Raw genomic sequence first — 20,963 nt, 5'->3', positions numbered from 1 at the left:
GCTTCCTAACTCAACACCTGGTTGGCGTAGTCCGCCAGCCCGGGGTTGCCCTCCACGTTGCGGAGTTTGGGCGTGTTGAGTTTATCGATACGGGCGGATTTGCGGTCCCGCAGATAATCCGCCACCACATCCCACACCGGGGCCCCGGGCGACTGGGAACCCACGGTGGCCCAGCCCGCTACTTTATAGGTCTTGTCACCTTCGATGAGGCTGCCGTCGTCGAGCCTGAGTTCCTGGATACGGTTACCCATCTCCGCGGTGGGATCGCAGGTGTAGTCCAGGCCACCCACTCGCACCATGTCGCCGCCCTGCTGGTAGTAGGGGTCGGGATTGAACAGGTTGTCGCAGACATCCTCCAGGATCAGCTTGATATCCGAACCCTTCATGTCACGGGCATAGGTCTCGGGATAGGTCATGCACGTCTGGGTCAGCACGTGATCCATGGTGATGGCATCACCCTCCGGCACCGAGACGCCCCAGCGGAAGCCCGGCGAGAGGGAGACCTGGGCATCGAGCTGGACCCGCAACGCATCGCAGATGACCTGGTCGAAGGTGCCGTTGAAGTTGCCGCGGCGGTACAGCAGGTCCTCGGCCACCGCCAGCTCCTCGGTGAGCCACGGCAGGTGGGGCCTGCGCACCTCGTCGATGTAGGCCGCCATCCCCGCGTCGGGCGCGAGAAGGTTGGAGAACACGGGCAACAGACGGTACTTGAAACCCTGCACCCGGCCATCACGTACATCGAGGTCCATGACGCCGAGGAACTTACCGTTGGAGCCGGCATTGGTGACCAGGGTGGTACCGCCGCGGTTCTTTATCGGTATCGCCCCCGGCACACCGTCGTGGGTATGACCACCGAAGATGGCGTCTATGCCGGTGACGATGGAAGCCATCTTGAGGTCCACGTCCATGCCGTTGTGGGACAGCACCACCACGGCGTCTGGCTTCTCCGTATCGCGCACCCGGTCCACGATCTCCTGCATGGCATCGTCGCGGATACCGAAGGTCCAATCGGGGATGAAACGCGCCGGGTTGGCGATGGGGGTATAGGGGAAGGCCTGGCCGATGACCGCCACCCGCACGCCACCGAGATCCTTGATGACGTAGGGCTCGAAGGCCCTGCCGCTGTCGGGCTGAAAGCCCTCGAAGTCCTCGAAGCGGTAGTCGAAAAGGGCATCCTCCGTGACCTTGACGTTCTGGGCCACGAAATCGCCCTTGAACTTGCCTACGTTCTTAATCACCTCCTCGTCCAGGTAGGTGAACTCCCAGTGGCCCGTCATCACGTCCACACCCAGCAGGTTGGTAGCCCCCACCATGTCGAGACCCCGGGTCTTGAAGGCAGTGCCGGAGCCCTGCCACGTGTCGCCGCCGTCCATCAGCAGGGTCTTGGCGGGGCCGTACTCGCTGCGCAGCTTGTCCACCAGGGTCTTGAGATGGGCAAAGCCCCCCACCTTGCCGTAGGTCTCCGCGCCCTCCTCGAAATTGAGATAGGTGAAGGCATGGGACTCGATGCCGCCGGCGGGTATATCGAAGCGTTCCAGCAGGTGTTTACCCACGAGATGAGGCGCCTTGCCGTAGGCGGGCCCGATGCCGAGGTTGACGTTGGGCTCGCGGAAGTAGACGGGCAGCAACTGGGCGTGACAGTCGGTATAGTGCAGCAGGCGCGCATTGCCGAAGCTCGGGACCTCATAGAGGTCGGACGGGGCCTTGCGGGCGGCGAAGACGGAACCGGGCACCAGGCCGGCCGCGCCGGCCAGGCCCATCAGGCGCACGAACTCTCGACGGCTGAGATTCATAAGGCAACTCCTCCTCTATCTAGCTCTACTTATAACGTGAAAGTCGCGAAGCACGAACTCCCCCTCTCCCTCTGGGAGAGGGATGGGGTGAGGGAACGAACATGGCGATACGCGCTCCTCTTTCATCATCTTGGGCGACGCGTATCGCCATGCGAGTTAATAGTGTGAATCCATCCCCGCCGGCGAGCCGCGAGGTCACCGGAATCTAACACAGAACAACCGGCGCCAGAACTTGCCATGCATTCCTCAGCCGTCGAAGCGCCGAGCGTCCTGGCCGGCGTAATCGGCCACCGAGTTGTCGATGGCATTGGTGGTCTTGATGCGCTGCACTACCTCCTCCAGGCGTGCCCCGGGGATGGCGCAGGTCATCTCGGTGTTGGGCATGGCGGTACGCACCCGGCTCAACATGCAGCCCACGCTGAGGGCCACCTGCCCCCGCTCCTTGGCGATGGGAATGATGTGGCACTGGGGCTTGCCCTCGAACCGCATCTCGGGGAAGGCGTCGGACAGGGTCATGGCCTGCTTGGCGTTGACCCGCAGGAACACCACGTCGGGGGCCACCGGGGTCTCTCTCAGGGGGCCATAAGTCACGACACCGGGTTTCTCCGCGACCACGGGGATGTCCGGAAACACCTCCGGCGTGACCCAGCCCGCCTCCACCAGGGTGCCCACATCGGCCTTGGCGCCCGCCTCATCCAGGGTCTTGAAGCCATGGGTCAGGCTGCCCACGCTGCAGTTGCCGTGGTCCGCGGCCACGGTGCTGAAGGTCCGTTCCGCCGCCTTCATCCAGAACACGCATCCCGCCGCCACGCGCCCGGTGCGGCCGTCTGCCGTCGGGCTCGGCATGGGGTCCGCGAAGGGCTCGACACCGGCGGGCGCCTCCTCGCCGAAGGTGATGGCCAACGGCGGATTGGCGAGGGCCAGGGATTGCGTAAGGTCCTCGGCAAGCTTGGCGTAATCGGTCATGGTGGATACCCCTTTCCTGGAATAATTCGTTGGACAGGCGTCGAATCCTCGGAGCCTTGGCCGCGGGATGCAACCCCTGGCGCGGTCCGGGTTTATCTCCGTGTCATTCAATCCGGTCTGCCGCGCGCCTCGTGTCTCTTTTCAGTTTCGTTTCAGCTTACGGGATTAGATTGTTCTCCAGGGAGACGACAAGGCGTCGGGCTCCACTGGCAATCTACGAGAGGACACCATCATGAAAGCGAGAAAAACCATCATCACCGCCGCAGGCATCGCCCTGCTCATCCCCTTGGCCGGCACCGTTATGGCCGGCGACGAGTACCCGATACGCCACGGCCGCGACCTCATGAGCGACGAGGAATTCGCCACCCATCGCGCCGCCATGGTGAACATGACTACCGAGGAACGCCAAGCCTACCGGGTGGCTCGCCATGAATCCATGAAGGAACGCGCCGCCGAGCAGGGCGTCACCCTGCCCGACGAGCCCGGTATGCGCGGCAGGGGCATGGGCTACGGCCGCCATGGCGGCGGACGCTTCGCCACCCAGTGAAGCGGTACCACCCGTTGCGGTTCCTGCTCGGGACCGGGTTGCGGGCAATGAGGACCCGGCGCTTTCTCTCCTGGGATGGCACCGGGCACCGCAAGTCGCCGGCCTGCACCCATAACATCCAAGGAATAAACCATGAACACCATCAAAGTCTGGGACCCCTTCGTGCGCATCGGCCACTGGCTGCTGGTGGGCGGCTTCCTGGTGCTGGTGGCGGCACATATCGGCGGCGTCATGGTGGAGAGCATCTTCACCGGTGAGAACCTGCCCAAGTCCATGGTGACGGGCATCAAGCACATCGAGACGGAGGAGAAATCATGATGAAAGGGCATAATGTCTACCTGCTGAGGGGCGCCCTGCTGGCCGGGACGGTTGCCACCGCCATCGTGCTCATGACGGCGACCGCGCCGGCCAGTGACGATCACGGTGACCGGGCCCGGCGGGACGACCACCACGCCGCCCGGGAACTGGTGCGTAATGGCCGCATCCTGCCCCTGCGCCAGGTGCTGGGGATGGCCGAGGGCCACCAGGCCGGCCGCGTCCTCGAGGCCGAGTTCGAGAAGGACGACGGCCGCTATATTTACGAGATCGAGATCGTCGACGACAACGGAATCGTGTGGGAACTCGAGATGGACGCCATGGACGGCAACCTGCTGAAAAGGGAGCACTGATTTGCGGCTGTTGCTGGTCGAGGATGACCCGGATCTGCGAGGGGAGGTGGTGCCCCGCCTCGTGGCCGCCGGTTTCGCCGTGGACGAGGCGGACAATGGCGTGGATGGCGAGTTTCTCGGCACCGAAGTGGACTACGACGCGGTGGTGTTGGACCTCGGCCTGCCGGACCGGGACGGCCTCCAGGTATTACGCAACTGGCGAGCCAGGGGCCTGCGGCTGCCGGTCCTCGTCCTCACGGCCCGGGGTGCCTGGTTCGAAAAGGTGGAGGGCTTCAAGGCCGGGGCCGATGACTACCTGGCCAAGCCCTTCCACGTGGAGGAACTGGTGGCCCGCCTGCTGGCGTTGAGCCGCCGCGGCGGCGGCCAGGAGGGCAGCCGTATGACCCGCGGCGACCTGACCCTGGACGAGGACCAGCACACGGTGACGGTGGCGGGGGCCGCGCCGGTCGCCCTCAGCCCCATGGAGTATGGTTTGCTGCGGCTGCTCATGACCCGATGCGGGCGCATCGTCTCAAAGGGCGCCCTGACCGAGCATCTCTACGACGAAGCCGCTGAGCACGACAGCAACGTCATCGAAGCCCATATCCGCCGCCTGCGCGTGAAGATCGGGAGCGAACGCATCGAGACCCTGCGTGGCCACGGCTACCGGCTGCGGGCCCCGGGTCGGTGAGGTCGATTCACAACCGCCTGGCCCTGGGGCTGGGCGGGGTTCTGGTCATCGTGTTCCTGCTGGCGGGCCTGGGCTCCAGCCTGGCCATCCGGCACGGCATCCTCGATTACATGATCACGCGCCTCGATCACGACGCCGAGAGCCTGCTCGCCGCCATCCGCTACCAGCGCCGACGCGGCGGCAGCCCCACCCTGCTGGCCACGGACCCGGTATTCGAGCGAGCCTACTCCGGCCACTACTTCGCCATCGCCATCGACGGCGAGGTGTTGCGTTCCCGATCCCTGTGGGCGCATGAACTGGCGGTCCCTGACATTGGCGTAGGCGAGGTCCGCACCCTGGAGGTAGCAGGCCCCGACGCCTCGCGGCTACTGGTGAGGGCCCACGGCTTCCAGCGCCGGGGCAATGCCATCGTCATCGCGGTGGCGGAAGACCTCGGGCCAGTGCGTGCCACCATTTTAGGCTGGCAGGCAGGCTTCGCCATCGCCACCCTGGTGGCCATCCTGCTGGTACTGGCCCTGCAACGACAACTGTTGCGGCGCGGTTTGAGCCCCCTGGAACGTACCCGTGGGGAGGTGCGGGAACTGGAACTCGGCACCCGCCACCAGCTCAGCGGCGATGCTCCGGCCGAGATCCAGCCCCTCATCCAGGCCTTCAATCGCCTGCTGGAAACCCTGGAGGAACGCCTCAAGCGCTCGCGCAAGGCCGCCGGTGACCTGGCCCATGGCCTCAAGACGCCGCTCTCCATGCTGGGCAGCCTGGTGGAACGGCCCGTCATCGATCCACCCCTGCGGGCGGAGATGACCCACCAACTCGCCCTGATCCAGAGCCGCATCGAACGAGAGCTGCGCCGCGCCCGCCTCATGGGCGGCATCGCCCCCGGCGCCCTGTTCCGGCCCGCCACCGATGCCGCCGATCTGGTGGCCACCCTCGAACATATACACCACGATGCCGGCCTCGCCCTGGAGACCCGTTTCACGGGCGATGAGGCCTTCCCTGCCGATCGCGAGGACATGATGGAGCTGCTGGGTAACCTGTTGGACAATGCCTTCAAGTGGGCGGCACGCCGCATCGAGCTGACGGTGGAGTCGTCGCCGGAAACCCTGATCATCACCCTGGATGACGACGGACCGGGGGTGCCGGAAGAACAACGGGAGACCCTGGCCCGGCGCGGCCGGCGCCTCGACGAAACCCGGGAGGGCCATGGCCTGGGTCTGGCCATCGTACGGGACACCGTCGACTTCTACGGAGGCAGCCTCACCATCGGGCCCTCCCCCGGCCTCGGGGGCCTCCGAGTGCAGGTGCGCTTGGACGCACTCGGCCAACGGGTATCTTGAATCCATCGCGCGCCGCGCCCGTGGCCCTGAGCCCTGGCCCGACGCGGTCAGCGCCTCGACAAGACCCGAAAGAGTCACGGTCTCGGGCTTGCCAGCATGAGGGATGTGGTGGGTTTCTATGACGGACAGATGTCCGTGGGCGCTTCATTGGCTGGGGAGGAGGACGAGAGGCCCGGGAGAGGCTTCAAGTGCCCGAATGCGGCTCGTCCCGGCTTACGCCATCTAATCTGAGGATCCGGCGAAGGCCAAGCCAGCGTAGTGTCTTGAAGCCCGATTCCCCCTTGGACGGAACTCCGCTAAACTTGGGCTTTAATCTTACCAATCCCCCGACTCCCCACTATGGAGGTGAATCTGATGTCTACCTATACCACCGGTACGAGACGGTTTGGCCCGATGGCATTGCTGCTGACACTGGCATTTCTCATGCCGCTGACCTCGGGATGCTCGAACGACGAAAGCGCCACTGGCAACCAGGCGGCCGCACCGCAGACCACGGAGTCCGCCAAGTCATCCCCAGCCCCCGATCCGACGGCAAAGCCAGAGACAACCCAGACGGCCGCGCAGGAACCCGCAGCCGGCCAGAGCGCCTCAGCCGACGGTAAGAAGATCTATCAGCAATCCTGCCAGTCCTGTCATGCCACCGGGGCGGCGGGCGCGCCGAAGCTAGAAGACAAGGAGGCTTGGGCACCGCGCATCGCCAAAGGCCAAGACGCCCTGTTCTCTTCCGTCAAAAATGGGTTGAATGCCATGCCGCCGAAAGGCGCCTGCATGAGTTGCAGCGACGATGATCTGCGGGCTGCCGTCGCGCACATGGTAAACGAGAGTTCCTGATCGTTTGAAGCAAGCCACGGAGGCGTGCCGCCTCGCCTCCGTGGCCAGTGCGCGCAGCCGTTCTACGTCACCCCCCCCCGCGTGCTCGCCCCAAAAGTTCGCTTCAGCCGGTACTCCAGGCCCTTGGTCTTCTCATTCCCGCCACCTTGCAGGCCTGCTGCATGTAAAACCATAAGGAAACAGCTCGTAGAGCTTGCTGCGGGCCCCGCGCCCATATCCCTTCTCCTCGTCGAGGTACTTGATCACGAAGCGGGCGTCTGCGGCAATACCGTGCTCGAAGAAGTAGTCACGCATGAACTGGCGGTCCCTGACATTGGCGTCGGCGAGGTCCGCACCCTGGAGGTAGCAGGCCCCGATGCCTCGCGGCTACTGGTGAGGGCCCACGGCTTCCAGCGCCGGGGCAATGCCATCGTCATCGCGGTGGCGGAAGACCTCGGGCCGGTGCGTGCCACCATCATGGGCTGGCAGGCGGGCTTCGCCATCGCCACCCTGGTGGCCATCCTGCTGGTACTGGCCCTGCAACGACAACTGTTGCGGCGCGGTTTGAGCCCCCTGGAACGTACCCGTGGGGAGGTGCGGGAACTGGAACTCGGCACCCGCCACCAGCTTAGCGGCGATGCTCCGGCCGAGATCCAGCCCCTCATCCAGGCCTTCAACCGCCTGCTGGAGACCCTGGAGGAACGCCTCAAGCGCTCCCGCAAGGCCGCCGGCGATCTGGCCCATGGCCTCAAGACGCCGCTCTCCATGCTGGGCAGCCTGGTGGAACGCCCCGTCATCGATCCACCCCTGCGGGCGGAGATGACCCGCCAACTCGCCCTGATCCAGGGCCGCATCGAACGGGAACTGCGCCGCGCCCGCCTCATGGGGGGCACCGCCCCCGGCGCCCTGTTCCGGCCCGCCACCGATGCCGCCGATCTGGTGGCCACCCTCGAGCATATACACCGCGATGCCGGCCTCGGCCTGGAGACCCGTATCGTCGGCGATGAGGCATTTCCTGCCGATCGCGAGGACATGATGGAGCTACTGGGCAATCTGTTGGACAACGCCTTCAAGTGGGCGGCGCAACGCATCGAGCTGACGGTGGAGTCGTCGCCGGAAACCCTGACCATCACCCTGGATGACGACGGACCGGGAGTGCCGGAAGAACAATTGGAGACCCTGGCCCGGCGCGGCCGGCGCCTCGACGAAACCCGGGAGGGTCATGGCCTGGGTCTGGCCATCGTCCGGGACATCGTCGACTTCTACGGGGGCGGCCTCGCCATCGGGCCTTCCCCCGGCCTCGGGGGCCTGCGCGTTCAGGTGCGCCTGGGCCCTCCCGGCGACCGCGTCTCCTGACCCCGGACGCTATAGATACACAACCACCGCCTGCTCCTTTGGCACGGATGTAGGTCGGGATTCATCCCGACAATCAAACCCGCCGCGCATACCTCGCGCCGGGTCGGTACCACCCGCCAGCGTTGGGTGTCGGGCTAAAGCCCGACCTACAGCCCGACCACAGCCCAACCTACAGACACACCACCACCGCCCGCTCCTTTGGCACGGATGTAGGTCGGGATTCATCCCGACATTCAATCCCGCCGCGCATACCGCGCGCGGGGTCGGTACCGCCCGCCAGCGTTGGGTGTCGGGCTAAAGCCCGACCTACAGCCCGACCTACAGAGGCACCACCACCGCCCGTTCCTGCGGCACGGATGTAGGTCGGGATTCATCCCGACAATCAAAGAGGTTCCTTGGCGTTCTTGGCGTTCTTGGCGAGAGGAAATTATTCTCCCTACACCCACGAAATCTGCTTACGAGCCAGTTCGTCGCGGCCTTCAAAGAGAGGCTTTCTCTTCGGCGCAGGTCTTCGATCTGAGCCATGACATCGTCATCGATGGTGATGGTGGTACGCATATATGGCATCCTGTTGATTGATGCTATTGATGTCAAAAATGCGAATAAAGAACCCATATGACCGATACCACCGCCTCCCGCAACATGAACATGGCCCTGTTCTGCGATTTCGAGAATATCGCCCTTGGCGTACGCGATGCCAACTACAAGGCCTTCGACGTGCAGAAGGTGCTGGAGCGGTTGCTGCTCAAGGGCAACATCGTGGTCAAGAAGGCCTATTGCGACTGGGACCGCTACAAGGAATTCAAGCCCCCCATGCACGAGGCGGCCTTCGAACTCATCGAGATCCCCCACATCCGGCAATCGGGCAAGAACTCCGCCGACATCCGCATGGTGGTGGATGCCCTGGACCTCTGCTACACCAAGGCCCACCTGGACACCTTCGTGATCATCAGCGGCGACTCCGACTTCTCGCCCCTGGTGAGCAAGCTGCGGGAGAACAACAAGCTGGTGATCGGCGTGGGGGTGAAGAACTCCACCTCGGACCTGCTCATCGGCAACTGCGACGACTTCATCTTCTACGACGACCTGGTGCGTGAACCACCGAAGCGGCGGGCCAGCAAGAAGAAGGGTTCCGGCCAGAAAAAGCCCACCGCCGCCCCCACCGACGAGGACAAGGCCCAGGAGGCCCTGGACCTGGTGGTGGCCACGGTGGAGGATCTGTTCGCCGAGCGCGGCGAGGAGGAGAAGGTGTGGGGCTCCATGGTCAAGCAGGCCCTGAAGCGCCGCAAGCCGGGCTTCAACGAGAGCTACCATGGCTTCCGCTCCTTCGGCCTGCTGCTGGACGAGGCCCGCAAGCGTGGCCTGCTGGAGCTGGAATACGACGAGAAATCCGGCGGCTATATCGTCAAGGGCTACAACCACGAGTCGTGAGGCACGGACTGCACCATCAGCCGCCGGTCTCCTGGGCCAGGGTGGCGTGGATCTGGCGCACCAGGCCATCCTCGAGTCCCAGCTCCCGGGCCAGGCTGTCCAGGTAGATACGCTCCGGCGGTGACGGCGGGTCCACTACGAGGGCCGAGGCGGCATAGACCTCCACCCCATGCTCCGGCGAATCCACATCCCGGGCGATGGCGGCGATGTCCAGAGGCCGGCTGTACTCCTCGAACAGGAACGCCTTGTCCTCGGCCGGCAGCTGGAGTTCGTTGATGCGGTTCAGGATGGCCTGGCTCTCCTGGGTATCGATGTTGCCGTCGGCCTTGGCGGCGCCGATCATGGCGCGCACCAGCAGCACGCTGAGATCATCGGCACTCCGAGCATCGTTTTCCGACGGCAGGAAACCGGCGCCCGCCGGCGGTACCGGCACCTCCCCCGCGGGGGCTGCCTGGCCCTGCTGATAGTCGCGCCACGCCTTATAGGCCAGGCCACCCACCAGGGCGAGTCCGCCGAGCTTGAGGGCGTTGCCACCGAGCTTGCGGCCCTTCTTGCTGCCGAGGACATTGGCCAGGGCACCGCCCGCCAACCCCCCGGCGAAGCCCCCGGCGGCGCCACTGCCCACCAGTTGATCGAGTAAACGCTTGGCATCAAACATCATCAGACCTCCAGAGGAAAAATACGTTAACGGACATCAGGAAGGCGCCTTGCCGGCCGCACCGTCCTGACGGGCGCTGGCGGCGGCCAGGGATTCACGCAACTGGGCCTCCAGGGCATTCAGCTCGGCACTGGCCTTGGCACGCGCCGCCCGGCCCTCGTCGGCGATGCGTAGGCTGTCCTCGATGGTCCCGATGAGGCTGCGGTTGGCCTCGCTCACGGCCTCGATGTCGAACACCCCGCGCTCCACCTGCCGGCGGGTCTCGGCATTGGCCTCGCGCAGGTTGTCGGCATTGGCCCGCAACAGCTCGTTGGTGAGGTCCGAGGCGGCGGCCACGGTCGCGGTGGCCGCCCGGGAACGATGGATGGTGAGGGCCTGGGCCAGTTGCTGGCGCCACAGGGGCACGGTGTTCACCAGGGTGGACGTCATCTTGCTCACCAGGGACTTGTCGTTCTCCTGCACCAGGCGCAGGCTCGGCAGACTCTGCATGGTCACCTGGCGGGTGAGACGCAGGTCATGCACACGCCGCTCCAGATCGTCCCGGGTCCCCCGCAGGTCACGCAGGCGCTGGGCGGCCAGGGTGTCGCCCCCCGCCTCCACCGCCTTCGCCAACTCCGGGATATGCTCCTCGTCGAGTTCCCGCAGCTTCTCCTCGCCGGCGGCGATGTAGCGTTCGAGGGTGTGGAAGTATTCGAGATTCGCCGCGTACAGGCGGTCCAGGGCCTCGATGTCCTCCATGAGGGCCGTCTTGTGACGCTCCAGGCGCTCGGTGACGGCCTCGATCTGGTCCCGCACCCCCTCGTAGCGCTGCAACAGCTTGGCGGCGTCCCGGCCCTTGCCCATCAGACGTCCCAGCCAGCCCACCCTGGCATTGGGGTCCAAGTCGCTCACATCGAAGCCGCGCAGGGTCATGACCATGTCGTTGAGGGCGTCCCCCGCCGGCCCCGCGTCCTTGGCGCGCACCCGCTCCAGCAGGCTGTCCGAGACCTCGGTCAGACGCTCCTGGGAACGGCTGCCGAAAAACAGCACGGAGTGGCTGTCGGTGAGGTCCAGCTCCGCCAGCAGGGGTTCGATGTCCTGGCGCGACAAGCGATCCGGCACGGTCCCGTTCTCGGCGGCCGGTGCATCGACCGGTGTGATGGCGCTGCCATGGGGTTCCGGATCTTGGGACATGGTGGTTTCCTCAGGGGGTGAAGGACAGGGTTCAGCGGATGCCTTCCTGCTCCAGCCGTTTGCGCAACACTTCGATCTGGACATCCAGGTCGAGGACATCCTGCTCCAGCAGGCGCACGCGCTGGCGCTCGAAGACCGACTCGATCTCCGCCAGCACGGCACGGAAATTCCGCTCCAGCTCGCCACCGCGGGCTAGGCGGTGGGTGCGAGCATAGCGGGCGGCCACCCGCTCGGCACCCTCCAGATAGACGTTCAGAAACTTACGTGCCCGGTAGAGTTCCTGCGGACGCTCGACGATAAGATCGAGGATGCCGTGCCCCTGGACCGCGATACGCCGCAGCCGCTGCTCCAGTTCCGCATTGCGGACCCCCAGGGCTGCCTTCTCGATAGCGATCAGGCGGCCCTCCGCCTGTTCGAGGGCCCGGCGCAGGGGACGATCCGTACCCCCCGGCGACGGGCGGCTCAGCAGCACCCCGGGGCGGGGCAGCCCGTAGGCCAGATGAAAACCCGCCACTGCCAACAGGCCGAAGGTCAGGCTGACGAGCAGCCCCTGGCCCACCGCACCATAGGCAGCGAGGGCCGTGCCGGCCCCCACCAGGGCCGCAGCAAGATACTTGTAGGGCAGGCGCGAAGGGCGCGTATAGCGCCGCTCCGGCGCCACGAGTTCTTCCACCAGGCCACGCCGGTTGAGGTAACCACCCACCACCACCAGGGCGAAGGCCGCCGCGGCGGCCATGGCGGCTGGAAAGCTGCCCGAGGCCAGGCTCACCAGGGCCGCCAACGCCAGCGGCAGCGGCAGGATGTAGAGCAGCACACCCCGCACTCCCCGGCGCAGGGCCGTGAGGCGGTCCCCTACCTCCCGCACGCCCTTGCGCAGCAGCGCCCCCTGGGCCTCGGTCAACAGCGGCCGGGGTTCAGAAGGCATGGATGAAGGCCTGACAGGAGACCAGGCCCACGCTGGCCAGCAGCAGCAGGCCGCCGAGCAATCTCATCAGCATTGAAGGTCTCCCCATCGAGGTGCGCCCAAGGCAGGTGTGAACATAGGGTCCGGTGGTGGTCGATTCAAGCGCAGGGTTAGCGGTGTGGTTGAAGTGCTATGCCTTCGACCATGGCAAAGCCCCGGTGTTCAGTGCCTTCTCGGGAGGAGCTGTCCGCGGGTTCCGCGCCCATCACGCCCCGGTATCCGGACGCCTGAACACGCGCAGGAGGGTGGGTCGAGGTGCCTGGTGCGGGGGCGGCTGAAAAGTGCTGCGGATAACGCGGCCGGCCTACATCTGCAGGGCGACCCGGCGCGTCACCCGTTGCACGTAGCGCCGGGTCTCGGCGTAGGGGGGAATGCCGCGATACCTGCGCACGGCATTCTCGCCGGCGTTGTAGCCGGCCAGGGCCAACTCCACATCGCCGTCGAAGTGGTCGAGGAGCCAGCGCAGATAGGCCAGCCCACCGCGCAGGTTCTCCACCGGGTCCCAGATGTCCTCCACGCCGAAGCGTCGGGCGGTGGCGGGAATGAGCTGCATCAGGCCCCGGGCGTCCTTGGGAGAGCGGGCCCGGGGGTCGAAATTGGATTCGGTACGGATGACCGCCGCCACCAGGGCCGGGTCCAGGCCATACTCCGGCGCCAGGCGCTCCACCCACGTCAGGATGAGTTCGGGGCTGGGGTCGGGCACGCTCTCGATGGGGGCCAGGTATTCGCTACCGTCCGGCAATAGGCATCGGGGCTCGACGGGTTTCTCCCCCGCGGATACCAGGCGCAGCAGCCGCGCGGCATGGGTATCCTGCGCCGCCGCCCGGGACAGCCAGGCGGCGGCCAAACCATCATCCCGCACCACGCCGCGGCCATGCATGTAGATGACACCCAGTTCGTAGGCGGCCGGCGCGTGGTTATCCCGGGCGGCCTTGCAGAAGAGCTTCACCGCCCGCGCCACGTCTCGCTCCACGCCCTCACCGTGGGCGTAACGCAGGCCCCAGCGGGTAAGAACCGCGGGGTCCTCCTGCTGCAGCAGGGCCTCTACGGACGGCGCCTCCATGGCCCACGCACACTGGCCGGCCAAGGCCAGGACACCCACCGCCAGCCAGTTGGAGAGCTTCAGTCGCTGCATGGCCCCGGGGCCCGTGAACGCGGTTGCATGGTCATACTCAACTCTTAGGCAAGATCAACGCCATCCGGCCTTTGACACAGTTTAAAACCCTCCATATCAATTAGTTGCGGATTAGGCGTGGCCGGAGATGGAACATTAAACAGGCCCGCGTGTAAAAAATACCGACAAATCCCTGTTTCATCTCGAGGCTCGTCCGCGAGATCTGCTGAAGAGTCCGGGGTCGCGGGCTGCTCAGGATCCGCTCGCCGGTGGGGGAAAGGAACGGGCGTTGCTACACTGGCCATCCACCATAGCCGACAATTCCCCCGCCATGACCCCCGCCACCTGCAGCCTCGATGACTCCCTCGCCCGAATCGTGCGTGCGCTCCGCGACGGCACCGTCACCGCCGCGGCCCTGATCGAGGCCGGTAACGCCCGCTACGGGGAATACGACCAAGGGTTCGGGGCGTACATCGAGCGCAACGACGGGCTGGCGCTGGGCCAGGCGCGGGCGGCCGACGCGGCGTTCGCCACCGGCGCAGACCTCGGCCCGCTGCAGGGGATCCCCATCTCCATCAAGGACCTATTTGGGGTCACGGGTTTCACCACCCGCGCCGGCAGCCCCCGTCCCCTGCCGGCGCCATGGGCCGTGGATGGGCCGGTGGTGGCCGCCCTGCGCAATCGTCTCGGCGTATTCACCGGCAAGACCCACAGCGTGGAGTTCGCCTTCGGCGGTCTCGGCACCAATCCTCATTGGCCCGTACCGGTGAACCCCTGGGACGCCGGGGTCCATCGCGTGCCCGGAGGCTCCACCGCCGGCGGCGGCGTAAGCCTGCACGTGGATGCCCTCGTTGCTCTGGGCACGGACACCGCCGGCTCGGCCCGCATCCCCGCCAGCATGACGGGCACCGTGGGCTTCAAGACCACTCGCGGCCGCTGGCCCACCGGCGGCATCGTCCCCCTATCCTCCAGCATCGACTCGGTGGGGATCCTGACCCGCACCGTGGCCGACGCCCGGTTGGCCTTCCAGGCCCTGGACCAGGCGCTGGACCAGGCTCTGGGGCTGGAACCCGCCCCGGCGTCATCGGCGTCGATGCCCCTTGCCGGCTGCCGCCTCGGCCTGTGCGAGCATCTGTTCTGGGATGACTGCTCACCGGGCATCGCCGACACGGTGCGCCTGGCCCTGCAGGAACTCGAAGCCGCCGGGGCCGCACTCACCACCGTGGACGTGGCGGAGCTGGATGAGGCCCTCGAACTCTTCCTGCTCGGCCATCTCGCGGCCCCCGAACTCCACGAGTTTCTCAGCAGCGAGCTGCCGGCGTGGCTGGACACCATGGATCCCCGGGTGGTGGCCCGCCTCGGAGACGCCGGGCGGCTGCCGGCCCGGGAATATCTGCGGCGCCGGCGCCGGCTGCAGGCACTGGCCGCCACCGCCGATCTCCACTTTCGGTCCATGGACGTACTGGTGACCCCCACCCTGGCCGCCACCCCGCCCGCCGTGGCGAGCGTGGCCGATGGGGACGCGTACCGGGAGATCAACCTGCGCACCCTGCGCAACCCGGCCATGGCCAATATGCTGGATCTGTGTGCCATGACCCTGCCGGTAGGACTGGACGCCGAGGGCATGCCCGTGGGCCTGCAGTTGATAGCCCGCGGCGGCGCGGATCCCCGCCTGCTGGAGGTGGGGGCCGCCTGCGAGGCGGTCCTGGGCACGGCGCGGGAGCGGCTCGGTATCGCCCCGCGATTGCAGCACCTCGCGTCCCCGGGCAACGGTGGTCGCGGCATGCCGGATTGAGATCCGACCTTGGCGCCGGAGTGTCGGGATGAATCCCGACCCACATCCGCGCCCCGGGAACAGGGCGGGGGGCGATATTTGTAGGTCGGGCTTCAGCCCGACAGCCTGCGGGTGGTTCCGTCTCGGCCGGAGGCGCGTGCGGCCGGGCCTGGATGTCGGGATGAATCCCGACCTACATCCGTGCCCCGGGAATGGCGGTGGACGATATTTGTAGGTCGGGCTTCAGCCCGACAGCCCGCCGGTGGGGATTCCAACCCGGCGTGAGAGGCATGGAGCCGGGCCGGATGTCAGGATGAATCCCGACCTACATCCGTGCTCCGGGAACAGGCGGTGGATGTCGTCTCAGATGTCGGTATCGGAAAGGATGCCCTGCAACTGAGCCTCTCGGAACGCCATCATGCGCTCGGTGGAACGCAGGGCGCGCAGCCGGATGGACTCTTCCACGTGGATCTCGTTGCCCCCGTGCTCCAGGACCTGCAGCAGGGAATGCATGCTGTTCATGGCCATCCACGGGCAATGGGCGCAGCTCTCGCAGGTGGCGCCGGCCCCCGCGGTGGGAGCCTCGATGAGGCGCTTGCCGGGGGCCTGCTGCTGCATCTTGTAGAAGATCCCGTCGTCGGTGGCGACGATGAAGGTGGGATTGGGCAACTCCCCCACCGCCTTGATGAGCTGGGTGGTGGACCCCACGACATCGGCCTGGGCGATGACATCCGCCGGTGACTCGGGATGCACCAGGATCGCGGCCTCGGGATGTTCTTTCTTCAGGCCCTCCAGGGCCGTGGCCTTGAAGGCCTCGTGGACCACACAGGCGCCCTGCCACAGCACCATGTCGGCGCCGGTGACGCTGCGCACGTAGGCCCCGAGATGCCGATCGGGGGCAAACAGGATCTTCTCGCCGCGGTCGTGCAGATAGCGCACCACGTCCACCGCGATGCTGGAGGTCACTACCCAGTCGGCCCGCGCCTTCACCTCGGCGCTGGTGTTGGCATAGACCACCACGGTGCGGTCCGGATGCTGGTCACAAAAGGCCGCGAAGTCGGCGGCGGGGCAGTCCAGATCCAGGGAGCACTCGGCCTCCAGGGTGGGCATGACCACGCGCTTCTCGGGATTCAGGATCTTGGCGGTCTCGCCCATAAAGCGCACCCCCGCCACCACCAGGGTGGTGGCCGGGTGATCATGGCCGAAACGGGCCATCTCCAGGGAGTCCGACACACAGCCGCCCGTCTCCTCCGCCAGCCGCTGGAGTTCCTCGTCGGTGTAGTAGTGGGCCACCAGCACGGCGTCCCGGGCCTTCAGCAGGGCCTTGATGCGTTCCCGCAGGGACGCCTTCTCGGTGTCGGAATAGGCAGGCACCGGCACGCTGCCCGGCAGGGGGTAATCGGCCCGGTGGATGGTGACCTCGCTTGAATCGGAACCCGTAGTGGTCATGGTAATCCGCCTTCATCCTGACTGAGTCTCGTTAATCATTTTACGCTGCCGGGGGGTCCGCGGACACCACCCGTCGTGTGGGTCTTTCGGCACGCCCCTCGCATGCCCATCCCGGCCCTGCCGCTGCGCGAGCGGCAGATTGCTGTTCAAACCAGCGAGCCACGGGATGGACCAGGAAACCACGACCGCCCTACCCGCCGACCTTGACCTCATCTTGTGATGTTATAACATAAACATCTGTTTGCCTGACCAAGCCCATATAGCGAATGAACGCCTATGTCCCATAAGCCGCCACCGCTGTTCCCCGCGACGGGCCATGTCGCAGGCACCACGGATAAGATTGCCCTTGGCCGCATCCTGGAGCCGGGCATCAACCTGGCCCTGTGGTACCGCGGCCCGTCGCCCCTCATCGTCGGGGAACTGGGCACCCTGGACGCCTCATCGTTTCCCGACGTGCGTGTCCCCACCACGCCGACCAGCCGGGTCCAGGACGTCGCGACGCTGTTCCAGGGCCAGGGCTTCGACACCCATCGCTATCCCCATTGGGTGGAGGACATCCATGAACTGGTAGGCGTATTCCACGAACTCGCGGGGCCCCGACCCGTCACCCTGCGCCTCGAGACCACCGACGGCGACGGCTGCCGCCGCTTTCACGTCGACCGCACCCACCTGCGACTGCTGTGCACCTATCGCGGCCCCGGCACCGAATGGCTGCGCAACGCGCAGGTGGACCGTCATGCCCAGGCCCATTTCAAGCCCAACGAGGACATCCTGCGCCACGGCGTCCCCGCCTGCTTCGAACCCTTCTGGGTCGGCGTCATGAAAGGCGAACTCTTTCCCGGCAATGCGGGCAACGCCCTGGTGCATCGCTCTCCCCCCGTAGCCGGCACCGGCCAGACCCGGGTGTTACTGTGCCTGGACTGTTGACCGCGGCCATGGGCCTGCTGCCTTTGCCAACCCCCATCACGAGGAACTTCCATGAACCGCACCGTCGCCACCGCCCTTTCCGCCGCTCTCGTCGCCACCAGTCTGGGACTCCAGCCGGCCGCGGCCGATGAACGCCGCGGACACGGGGCCCATGTCCACGGCCTGGCCACCCTCAACGTGGCCCGGGAAGGCCACGAGGTCCATATCGGGCTGGACAGTCCGGCGGTCAATATCTTCGGTTTCGAGCACGCCCCCACCTCCCCCGCCGAGCGGGATGCGGTGACCCAGGCCCTGGGGCGCCTCGAGGCAGGGACCGCCCTGTTCGGGTTCCCGGCGCGGGCGGCCTGTACGCTAAAGAGCCACACCGTGGATAGCCCCCTGCTGATGGCGGCCGGGCATGGGCATACTCAGGGGCATACCCAGGGGCATACCGAGGGACATCCCGATGACAGCCATGATCGACACGCCCATGATCGGGAACCTGCGACGGAGGACGCGCACCATGGACCGGAGGATATGCATGACCACCATGGCCACGACGGCGAACCTGAAACCCAGGAGACCGGCCGAGACCATGACCGTTCCGGAAACCACCGGGACCACGAAGATCACCATACCCCTGGGACGGATACCCATACGGACGTCACCGCGAACTACCGCTTCCACTGCGAACACCCGACCCGCCTCGAGCGGATGGAAGTACGACTGTTCGAGCCCTTCCCCGCCACCCAGCGACTCCGCGTGCAGTTCATCACCGACCGGGGCCAGGGTGCCGCCGAACTCACCCCCGAGAACCGTTTCCTCTCGTTTTGACCTAGCCACCACGGCACGTCCACCCGATTCCCGGTGGCGACACCCCTGGTGTTAGCGCGGCCCCACGCCGTGCCCCCGCGCCGGGTCGTACCCCCCGACGCCGGCTGTCGGGCTGAAGCCCGACCCACAAACACTCCCCACCGTTCGTTCCCGCGGCACGAATGTAGGTCGGGATTCATCCCGACATCCCGGCCCGTAGATACACCCACCGTCCGTTCCAGCGGCACGGATGTAGGTCCGTTGCTCCTGGCAACCGACATCCCACCCGCCACCCGCCGGGATCCCATCGGCTGCCGGGAGCAGCCGACCTACAGCCACACCCACCGTCCGTTCCAGCGGCACGGATGTAGGTCGGGATTAATCCCGACATTAATCCCCGCTGCACGTACCACCGGCCGGATTAGAACTCGCCGGCGCCGTAATGACAGGATAGGGGAGCCGGATCGGCGGACTGGATGGACCTCCGTAGCACGGAACGCCACGTGCGCGGTGTGTAGTCAGGTCCGAGGTTCGGCAGTGTGACCCGCGGCGCAGCGCCGCAGGGCGCGATCCAGGGCGCCCGCATCGAGACGGGTGCCGAAGGCGATAACCTCCAGCCGGCTCTCCGCCGCGCCGCCCGCCGGCGTCATCTTCAGGACCCCATCGGCCAGGTTCACCGCCAGCCATCCGGCATCCGTCGCCACCACGCCCTTCACCCGATGTCCGGCCAGCCCCGAGAGCCACGCCTCGAGCCCGGCACGCCGAAAACGAACGGCATCACGGATGCGCCATCCCACGCTGTGGGCGTCTGCAGCCACGCCTTCGACCCGCAGCCATCCGTCATCGTCCGCGGGCCGGGCGCAGTCGGTGTCCGTCCCGTCCCCGTGAAGATGGTGGGCGTGAGCCGCGGGGAAACGTCCATGACGAACCAGGCGCGGGGCGTCCAGCAATTCCAGCGGGAAGCGCCCCTGCTCCACCATCATCACCGCCTGCTTGGGCGGATCGAAGGCGCGCGCCTTATCGGTGAAACGCTCACGATCGACCGCTTCATAGGCATCCAGCTTATTGCCCACCACCACGTCCGCCAGCTCCAGTTGGTCGATGAACGCCGGATGCGTCGTATAGCGGTCGTCCGCAAGCTTGCGCGCATCCACCAGGGTGATGCTGGCCCGCAGTTCCAGAGCGGAGGCGAAGTCGTCGCCGCTAAGCTGGTGGATTACCTGGGTGGGATGGCCGATGCCACTGGGCTCGATGAGGACGCGATGGGGCCGGTGCTCCCGCAGCAGTTGAACCAGGCCGGCGCCGAAGGCCGCCGAGCTGACACAACACAGGCACCCCCCGGGCACCTGCTTCACGGCCACCCCACCGGGCGCCAGCAACTGTTCGTCGATCCCCACCTGGCCGAATTCGTTCACCAGCACCGCCCAGCGCTCCCCGGCCGGATGGCGCTCGAGCAAGCCGCGGATGGCGGTGGTCTTGCCGACACCGAGGAATCCCATGATCAGATTGGCCGGAATGGGTTTAGCCACGACGGGGGAACCGGGGTACCGGCGAGGCAGGACACGTAGGGAAGATCGTGGGATTCACGACCGCCATGGTAACGATCCGGAGGGGAGAGGTTAAGACACCGGATCCCGACCCGGTCTCCAGGGAAGATACACACACACCGGGCCTTGCGGGAGGCCCGGTTTTCCGACCTTATCTCAACGCAGCACTGCCGCCAGGGTACTGAACGAGCGCGCCACCGTCTGCTGGGCCAGAGCGGACACCATGGCCCGCCCGAAGGCCGCCGCCATGCCCTCGCCGCCCTGGTGCCTCGCCTCGGCGACCGCGATACAACCCGCGTTAGCCAGCACCTCGAACAACCTGCGCCCGGCATCCGTGGCCGCATCATATTGCACCGTCAGGCTGCCGTTGCGGTGGTTGTGTCGCACGGCCTGCACGCCCTCGAGGGCGCGCAACTCCCGTTCGACCCCCTCGACGATTCCCTGATTACAGCGAAAGGCCTTGGACCGCACGCGCAAGCGGCCGGGTACATGGTGAATATAATGACTCATGGGAATGCCCTCCGGGGCTGCTGGCCTGTCATGCCGAAAGTATATCGATCGCGTTATGGAATGCAAATCGTTCTCATGCGCTCCTTCCATGGCACCCGCCGTCCCAAACCCGTCCCTCTGCCCACACCCACCGACGCTTGATATAAATCAAAGCGGAATCGTTCTCATTCCTGCTATGGTAGTTAATATATGCTCCAGCAACCCCCAGGCGACTCCTTTCCCAGCGCACCAGCGGCGATGACTCACGGCTCAGAAAAACCCTTCGCCCTCGCCATGGCCGCGGAGGGCCAGCGAGTCCGCATCCACGCCCTGCGTGCGGGCCGCAACCTCGATGGCCGGCTCACCGAACTCGGGCTCAACGTGGGCACCGAAATCACCGTGATCCAGCGCCAGGGCAGCGGCCTGGTGGTGTCGCGCGGCGCCGGACGCCTCGCCATAGGCGGCGGCATGGCCATGAAGGTCCTGGTGGTACCCGCATGA

The 20,963-nt window shown here is 66.3% G+C and carries 21 protein-coding genes and 1 pseudogene; 12 read left to right on the top strand and 10 right to left on the bottom strand.

Annotated features, from left to right (window positions below; translation table 11 throughout):
• Window positions 1-5: 5 nt before the first annotated feature.
• Window positions 6-1,793 carry a thiosulfohydrolase SoxB gene (gene soxB / locus U5S82_14375; GenBank protein ID MDZ7752815.1) on the bottom strand — a complete coding sequence of 596 codons (1,788 nt, stop codon included), beginning with the start codon at window positions 1,791-1,793 and terminating at the stop codon, window positions 6-8.
• Window positions 1,794-2,039: 246 nt separating this feature from the next.
• Window positions 2,040-2,759 (bottom strand): DUF169 domain-containing protein, encoded by a 720-nt coding sequence (locus U5S82_14370; GenBank protein ID MDZ7752814.1) that lies wholly within the window; start codon window positions 2,757-2,759, stop codon window positions 2,040-2,042.
• A gap of 232 nt (window positions 2,760-2,991) precedes the next feature.
• Between U5S82_14370 and U5S82_14365 the strand changes: the two genes are divergently transcribed.
• The 6 genes from U5S82_14365 (at window position 2,992) to U5S82_14340 (ending at window position 6,809) form a co-directional block, all read left to right on the top strand.
• A complete protein-coding gene (locus U5S82_14365) occupies window positions 2,992-3,306 on the top strand; it encodes a hypothetical protein (protein MDZ7752813.1) in 315 nt (104 codons plus the stop codon).
• 132 nt (window positions 3,307-3,438) lie between these two features.
• On the top strand, window positions 3,439-3,624 hold the full coding sequence (locus U5S82_14360; GenBank protein MDZ7752812.1) for a hypothetical protein: 186 nt from the start codon (window positions 3,439-3,441) through the stop codon (window positions 3,622-3,624).
• The gene (locus tag U5S82_14355) at window positions 3,621-3,974 is read left to right on the top strand and encodes a PepSY domain-containing protein (GenBank protein MDZ7752811.1); all 354 of its coding nucleotides are present in this window, start codon (window positions 3,621-3,623) and stop codon (window positions 3,972-3,974) included. The genes U5S82_14360 and U5S82_14355 overlap by 4 nt, the downstream gene beginning before the upstream one ends.
• Window position 3,975: 1 nt before the next feature.
• On the top strand, window positions 3,976-4,644 hold the full coding sequence (locus tag U5S82_14350; GenBank protein ID MDZ7752810.1) for a response regulator transcription factor: 669 nt from the start codon (window positions 3,976-3,978) through the stop codon (window positions 4,642-4,644).
• Window positions 4,641-5,978, top strand: a complete 1,338-nt coding sequence (locus U5S82_14345) for a sensor histidine kinase (protein ID MDZ7752809.1) — start codon at window positions 4,641-4,643, stop codon at window positions 5,976-5,978. The genes U5S82_14350 and U5S82_14345 overlap by 4 nt, the downstream gene beginning before the upstream one ends.
• A gap of 354 nt (window positions 5,979-6,332) precedes the next feature.
• Window positions 6,333-6,809, top strand: coding sequence for a c-type cytochrome (locus U5S82_14340; GenBank protein MDZ7752808.1), 477 nt, complete (start codon window positions 6,333-6,335; stop codon window positions 6,807-6,809).
• Between the two features lie 103 nt (window positions 6,810-6,912).
• On the opposite strand, the pseudogene U5S82_14335 reads toward U5S82_14340, so the two are convergent.
• Window positions 6,913-7,109, bottom strand: a pseudogene (locus tag U5S82_14335) (TusE/DsrC/DsvC family sulfur relay protein).
• 156 nt (window positions 7,110-7,265) lie between these two features.
• On the opposite strand from U5S82_14335, the gene U5S82_14330 reads away from it, so the two are divergent.
• Together U5S82_14330 and U5S82_14325 are read left to right on the top strand one after the other, a co-directional pair.
• Window positions 7,266-8,144 carry an ATP-binding protein gene (locus U5S82_14330; GenBank protein MDZ7752807.1) on the top strand — a complete coding sequence of 293 codons (879 nt, stop codon included), beginning with the start codon at window positions 7,266-7,268 and terminating at the stop codon, window positions 8,142-8,144.
• Between the two features lie 615 nt (window positions 8,145-8,759).
• Window positions 8,760-9,575: an NYN domain-containing protein gene (locus U5S82_14325; protein MDZ7752806.1), complete on the top strand. Its 816-nt coding sequence runs from the start codon at window positions 8,760-8,762 to the stop codon at window positions 9,573-9,575.
• A 16-nt stretch (window positions 9,576-9,591) separates the two neighbouring features.
• On the opposite strand, the gene U5S82_14320 is transcribed toward U5S82_14325, so the two are convergent.
• The 4 genes from U5S82_14320 to U5S82_14305 all read right to left on the bottom strand — a co-directional run bounded on the left by U5S82_14320 (window position 9,592) and on the right by U5S82_14305 (window position 13,505).
• Window positions 9,592-10,236, bottom strand: a complete 645-nt coding sequence (locus U5S82_14320; protein ID MDZ7752805.1) for a tellurite resistance TerB family protein — start codon at window positions 10,234-10,236, stop codon at window positions 9,592-9,594.
• 33 nt (window positions 10,237-10,269) lie between these two features.
• A complete protein-coding gene (locus U5S82_14315) occupies window positions 10,270-11,406 on the bottom strand; it encodes a toxic anion resistance protein (GenBank protein ID MDZ7752804.1) in 1,137 nt (378 codons plus the stop codon).
• A gap of 31 nt (window positions 11,407-11,437) precedes the next feature.
• Window positions 11,438-12,331, bottom strand: a complete 894-nt coding sequence (locus U5S82_14310; protein MDZ7752803.1) for a 5-bromo-4-chloroindolyl phosphate hydrolysis family protein — start codon at window positions 12,329-12,331, stop codon at window positions 11,438-11,440.
• A gap of 343 nt (window positions 12,332-12,674) precedes the next feature.
• Window positions 12,675-13,505: a transglycosylase SLT domain-containing protein gene (locus U5S82_14305; protein MDZ7752802.1), complete on the bottom strand. Its 831-nt coding sequence runs from the start codon at window positions 13,503-13,505 to the stop codon at window positions 12,675-12,677.
• A 268-nt stretch (window positions 13,506-13,773) separates the two neighbouring features.
• Here U5S82_14305 and U5S82_14300 point away from each other — a divergent pair, with 268 nt between their 5' ends.
• Window positions 13,774-15,279, top strand: a complete 1,506-nt coding sequence (locus U5S82_14300) for an amidase family protein (GenBank protein ID MDZ7752801.1) — start codon at window positions 13,774-13,776, stop codon at window positions 15,277-15,279.
• Between the two features lie 342 nt (window positions 15,280-15,621).
• Here the strand turns inward: U5S82_14300 and nadA are convergent, their stop codons facing one another.
• Entirely contained in the window at window positions 15,622-16,707 is a 1,086-nt protein-coding gene (gene nadA / locus U5S82_14295) for a quinolinate synthase NadA (protein ID MDZ7752800.1), read from the bottom strand.
• A gap of 276 nt (window positions 16,708-16,983) precedes the next feature.
• Here nadA and U5S82_14290 point away from each other — a divergent pair, with 276 nt between their 5' ends.
• Entirely contained in the window at window positions 16,984-17,634 is a 651-nt protein-coding gene (locus U5S82_14290) for a DUF1826 domain-containing protein (protein MDZ7752799.1), read from the top strand.
• A gap of 51 nt (window positions 17,635-17,685) precedes the next feature.
• Window positions 17,686-18,447 (top strand): DUF2796 domain-containing protein, encoded by a 762-nt coding sequence (locus U5S82_14285; protein MDZ7752798.1) that lies wholly within the window; start codon window positions 17,686-17,688, stop codon window positions 18,445-18,447.
• Between the two features lie 497 nt (window positions 18,448-18,944).
• Here the strand turns inward: U5S82_14285 and U5S82_14280 are convergent, their stop codons facing one another.
• Window positions 18,945-19,955: a GTP-binding protein gene (locus tag U5S82_14280; GenBank protein MDZ7752797.1), complete on the bottom strand. Its 1,011-nt coding sequence runs from the start codon at window positions 19,953-19,955 to the stop codon at window positions 18,945-18,947.
• 174 nt (window positions 19,956-20,129) lie between these two features.
• Complete coding sequence (locus U5S82_14275) at window positions 20,130-20,483, bottom strand: heavy-metal-associated domain-containing protein (GenBank protein MDZ7752796.1); 354 nt, start codon at window positions 20,481-20,483, stop codon at window positions 20,130-20,132.
• Between the two features lie 237 nt (window positions 20,484-20,720).
• On the opposite strand from U5S82_14275, the gene U5S82_14270 reads away from it, so the two are divergent.
• The gene (locus U5S82_14270; protein ID MDZ7752795.1) at window positions 20,721-20,963 is read left to right on the top strand and encodes a ferrous iron transport protein A; all 243 of its coding nucleotides are present in this window, start codon (window positions 20,721-20,723) and stop codon (window positions 20,961-20,963) included.

The organism is Gammaproteobacteria bacterium, from assembly GCA_034522055.1.
Classification (GTDB): Bacteria; Pseudomonadota; Gammaproteobacteria; order JAABTG01; family JAABTG01; genus JAABTG01.
Note: the sequence above shows the minus strand (reverse complement) of the source record. Positions and strands in the feature narration are given on the sequence as shown.

Excerpts from the sequence above, each read along its gene's own strand:
- U5S82_14320 (MDZ7752805.1), bottom strand. The coding sequence starts at position 10,236 with ATGATGTTTGATGCCAAGCGTTTACTCGATCAACTGGTGGGCAGTGGC.
- U5S82_14325 (MDZ7752806.1), top strand. The coding sequence starts at position 8,760 with ATGACCGATACCACCGCCTCCCGCAACATGAACATGGCCCTGTTCTGC.
- U5S82_14340 (MDZ7752808.1), top strand. The coding sequence starts at position 6,333 with ATGTCTACCTATACCACCGGTACGAGACGGTTTGGCCCGATGGCATTG.
- U5S82_14290 (MDZ7752799.1), top strand. The coding sequence starts at position 16,984 with ATGTCCCATAAGCCGCCACCGCTGTTCCCCGCGACGGGCCATGTCGCA.
- U5S82_14315 (MDZ7752804.1), bottom strand. The coding sequence starts at position 11,406 with ATGTCCCAAGATCCGGAACCCCATGGCAGCGCCATCACACCGGTCGAT.
- nadA (MDZ7752800.1), bottom strand. The coding sequence starts at position 16,707 with ATGACCACTACGGGTTCCGATTCAAGCGAGGTCACCATCCACCGGGCC.
- U5S82_14305 (MDZ7752802.1), bottom strand. The coding sequence starts at position 13,505 with ATGCAGCGACTGAAGCTCTCCAACTGGCTGGCGGTGGGTGTCCTGGCC.
- U5S82_14275 (MDZ7752796.1), bottom strand. The coding sequence starts at position 20,483 with ATGAGTCATTATATTCACCATGTACCCGGCCGCTTGCGCGTGCGGTCC.
- U5S82_14355 (MDZ7752811.1), top strand. The coding sequence starts at position 3,621 with ATGATGAAAGGGCATAATGTCTACCTGCTGAGGGGCGCCCTGCTGGCC.
- U5S82_14330 (MDZ7752807.1), top strand. The coding sequence starts at position 7,266 with ATGGGCTGGCAGGCGGGCTTCGCCATCGCCACCCTGGTGGCCATCCTG.
- U5S82_14270 (MDZ7752795.1), top strand. The coding sequence starts at position 20,721 with ATGACTCACGGCTCAGAAAAACCCTTCGCCCTCGCCATGGCCGCGGAG.
- U5S82_14365 (MDZ7752813.1), top strand. The coding sequence starts at position 2,992 with ATGAAAGCGAGAAAAACCATCATCACCGCCGCAGGCATCGCCCTGCTC.
- U5S82_14285 (MDZ7752798.1), top strand. The coding sequence starts at position 17,686 with ATGAACCGCACCGTCGCCACCGCCCTTTCCGCCGCTCTCGTCGCCACC.
- U5S82_14360 (MDZ7752812.1), top strand. The coding sequence starts at position 3,439 with ATGAACACCATCAAAGTCTGGGACCCCTTCGTGCGCATCGGCCACTGG.
- U5S82_14370 (MDZ7752814.1), bottom strand. The coding sequence starts at position 2,759 with ATGACCGATTACGCCAAGCTTGCCGAGGACCTTACGCAATCCCTGGCC.
- soxB (MDZ7752815.1), bottom strand. The coding sequence starts at position 1,793 with ATGAATCTCAGCCGTCGAGAGTTCGTGCGCCTGATGGGCCTGGCCGGC.
- U5S82_14310 (MDZ7752803.1), bottom strand. The coding sequence starts at position 12,331 with ATGCCTTCTGAACCCCGGCCGCTGTTGACCGAGGCCCAGGGGGCGCTG.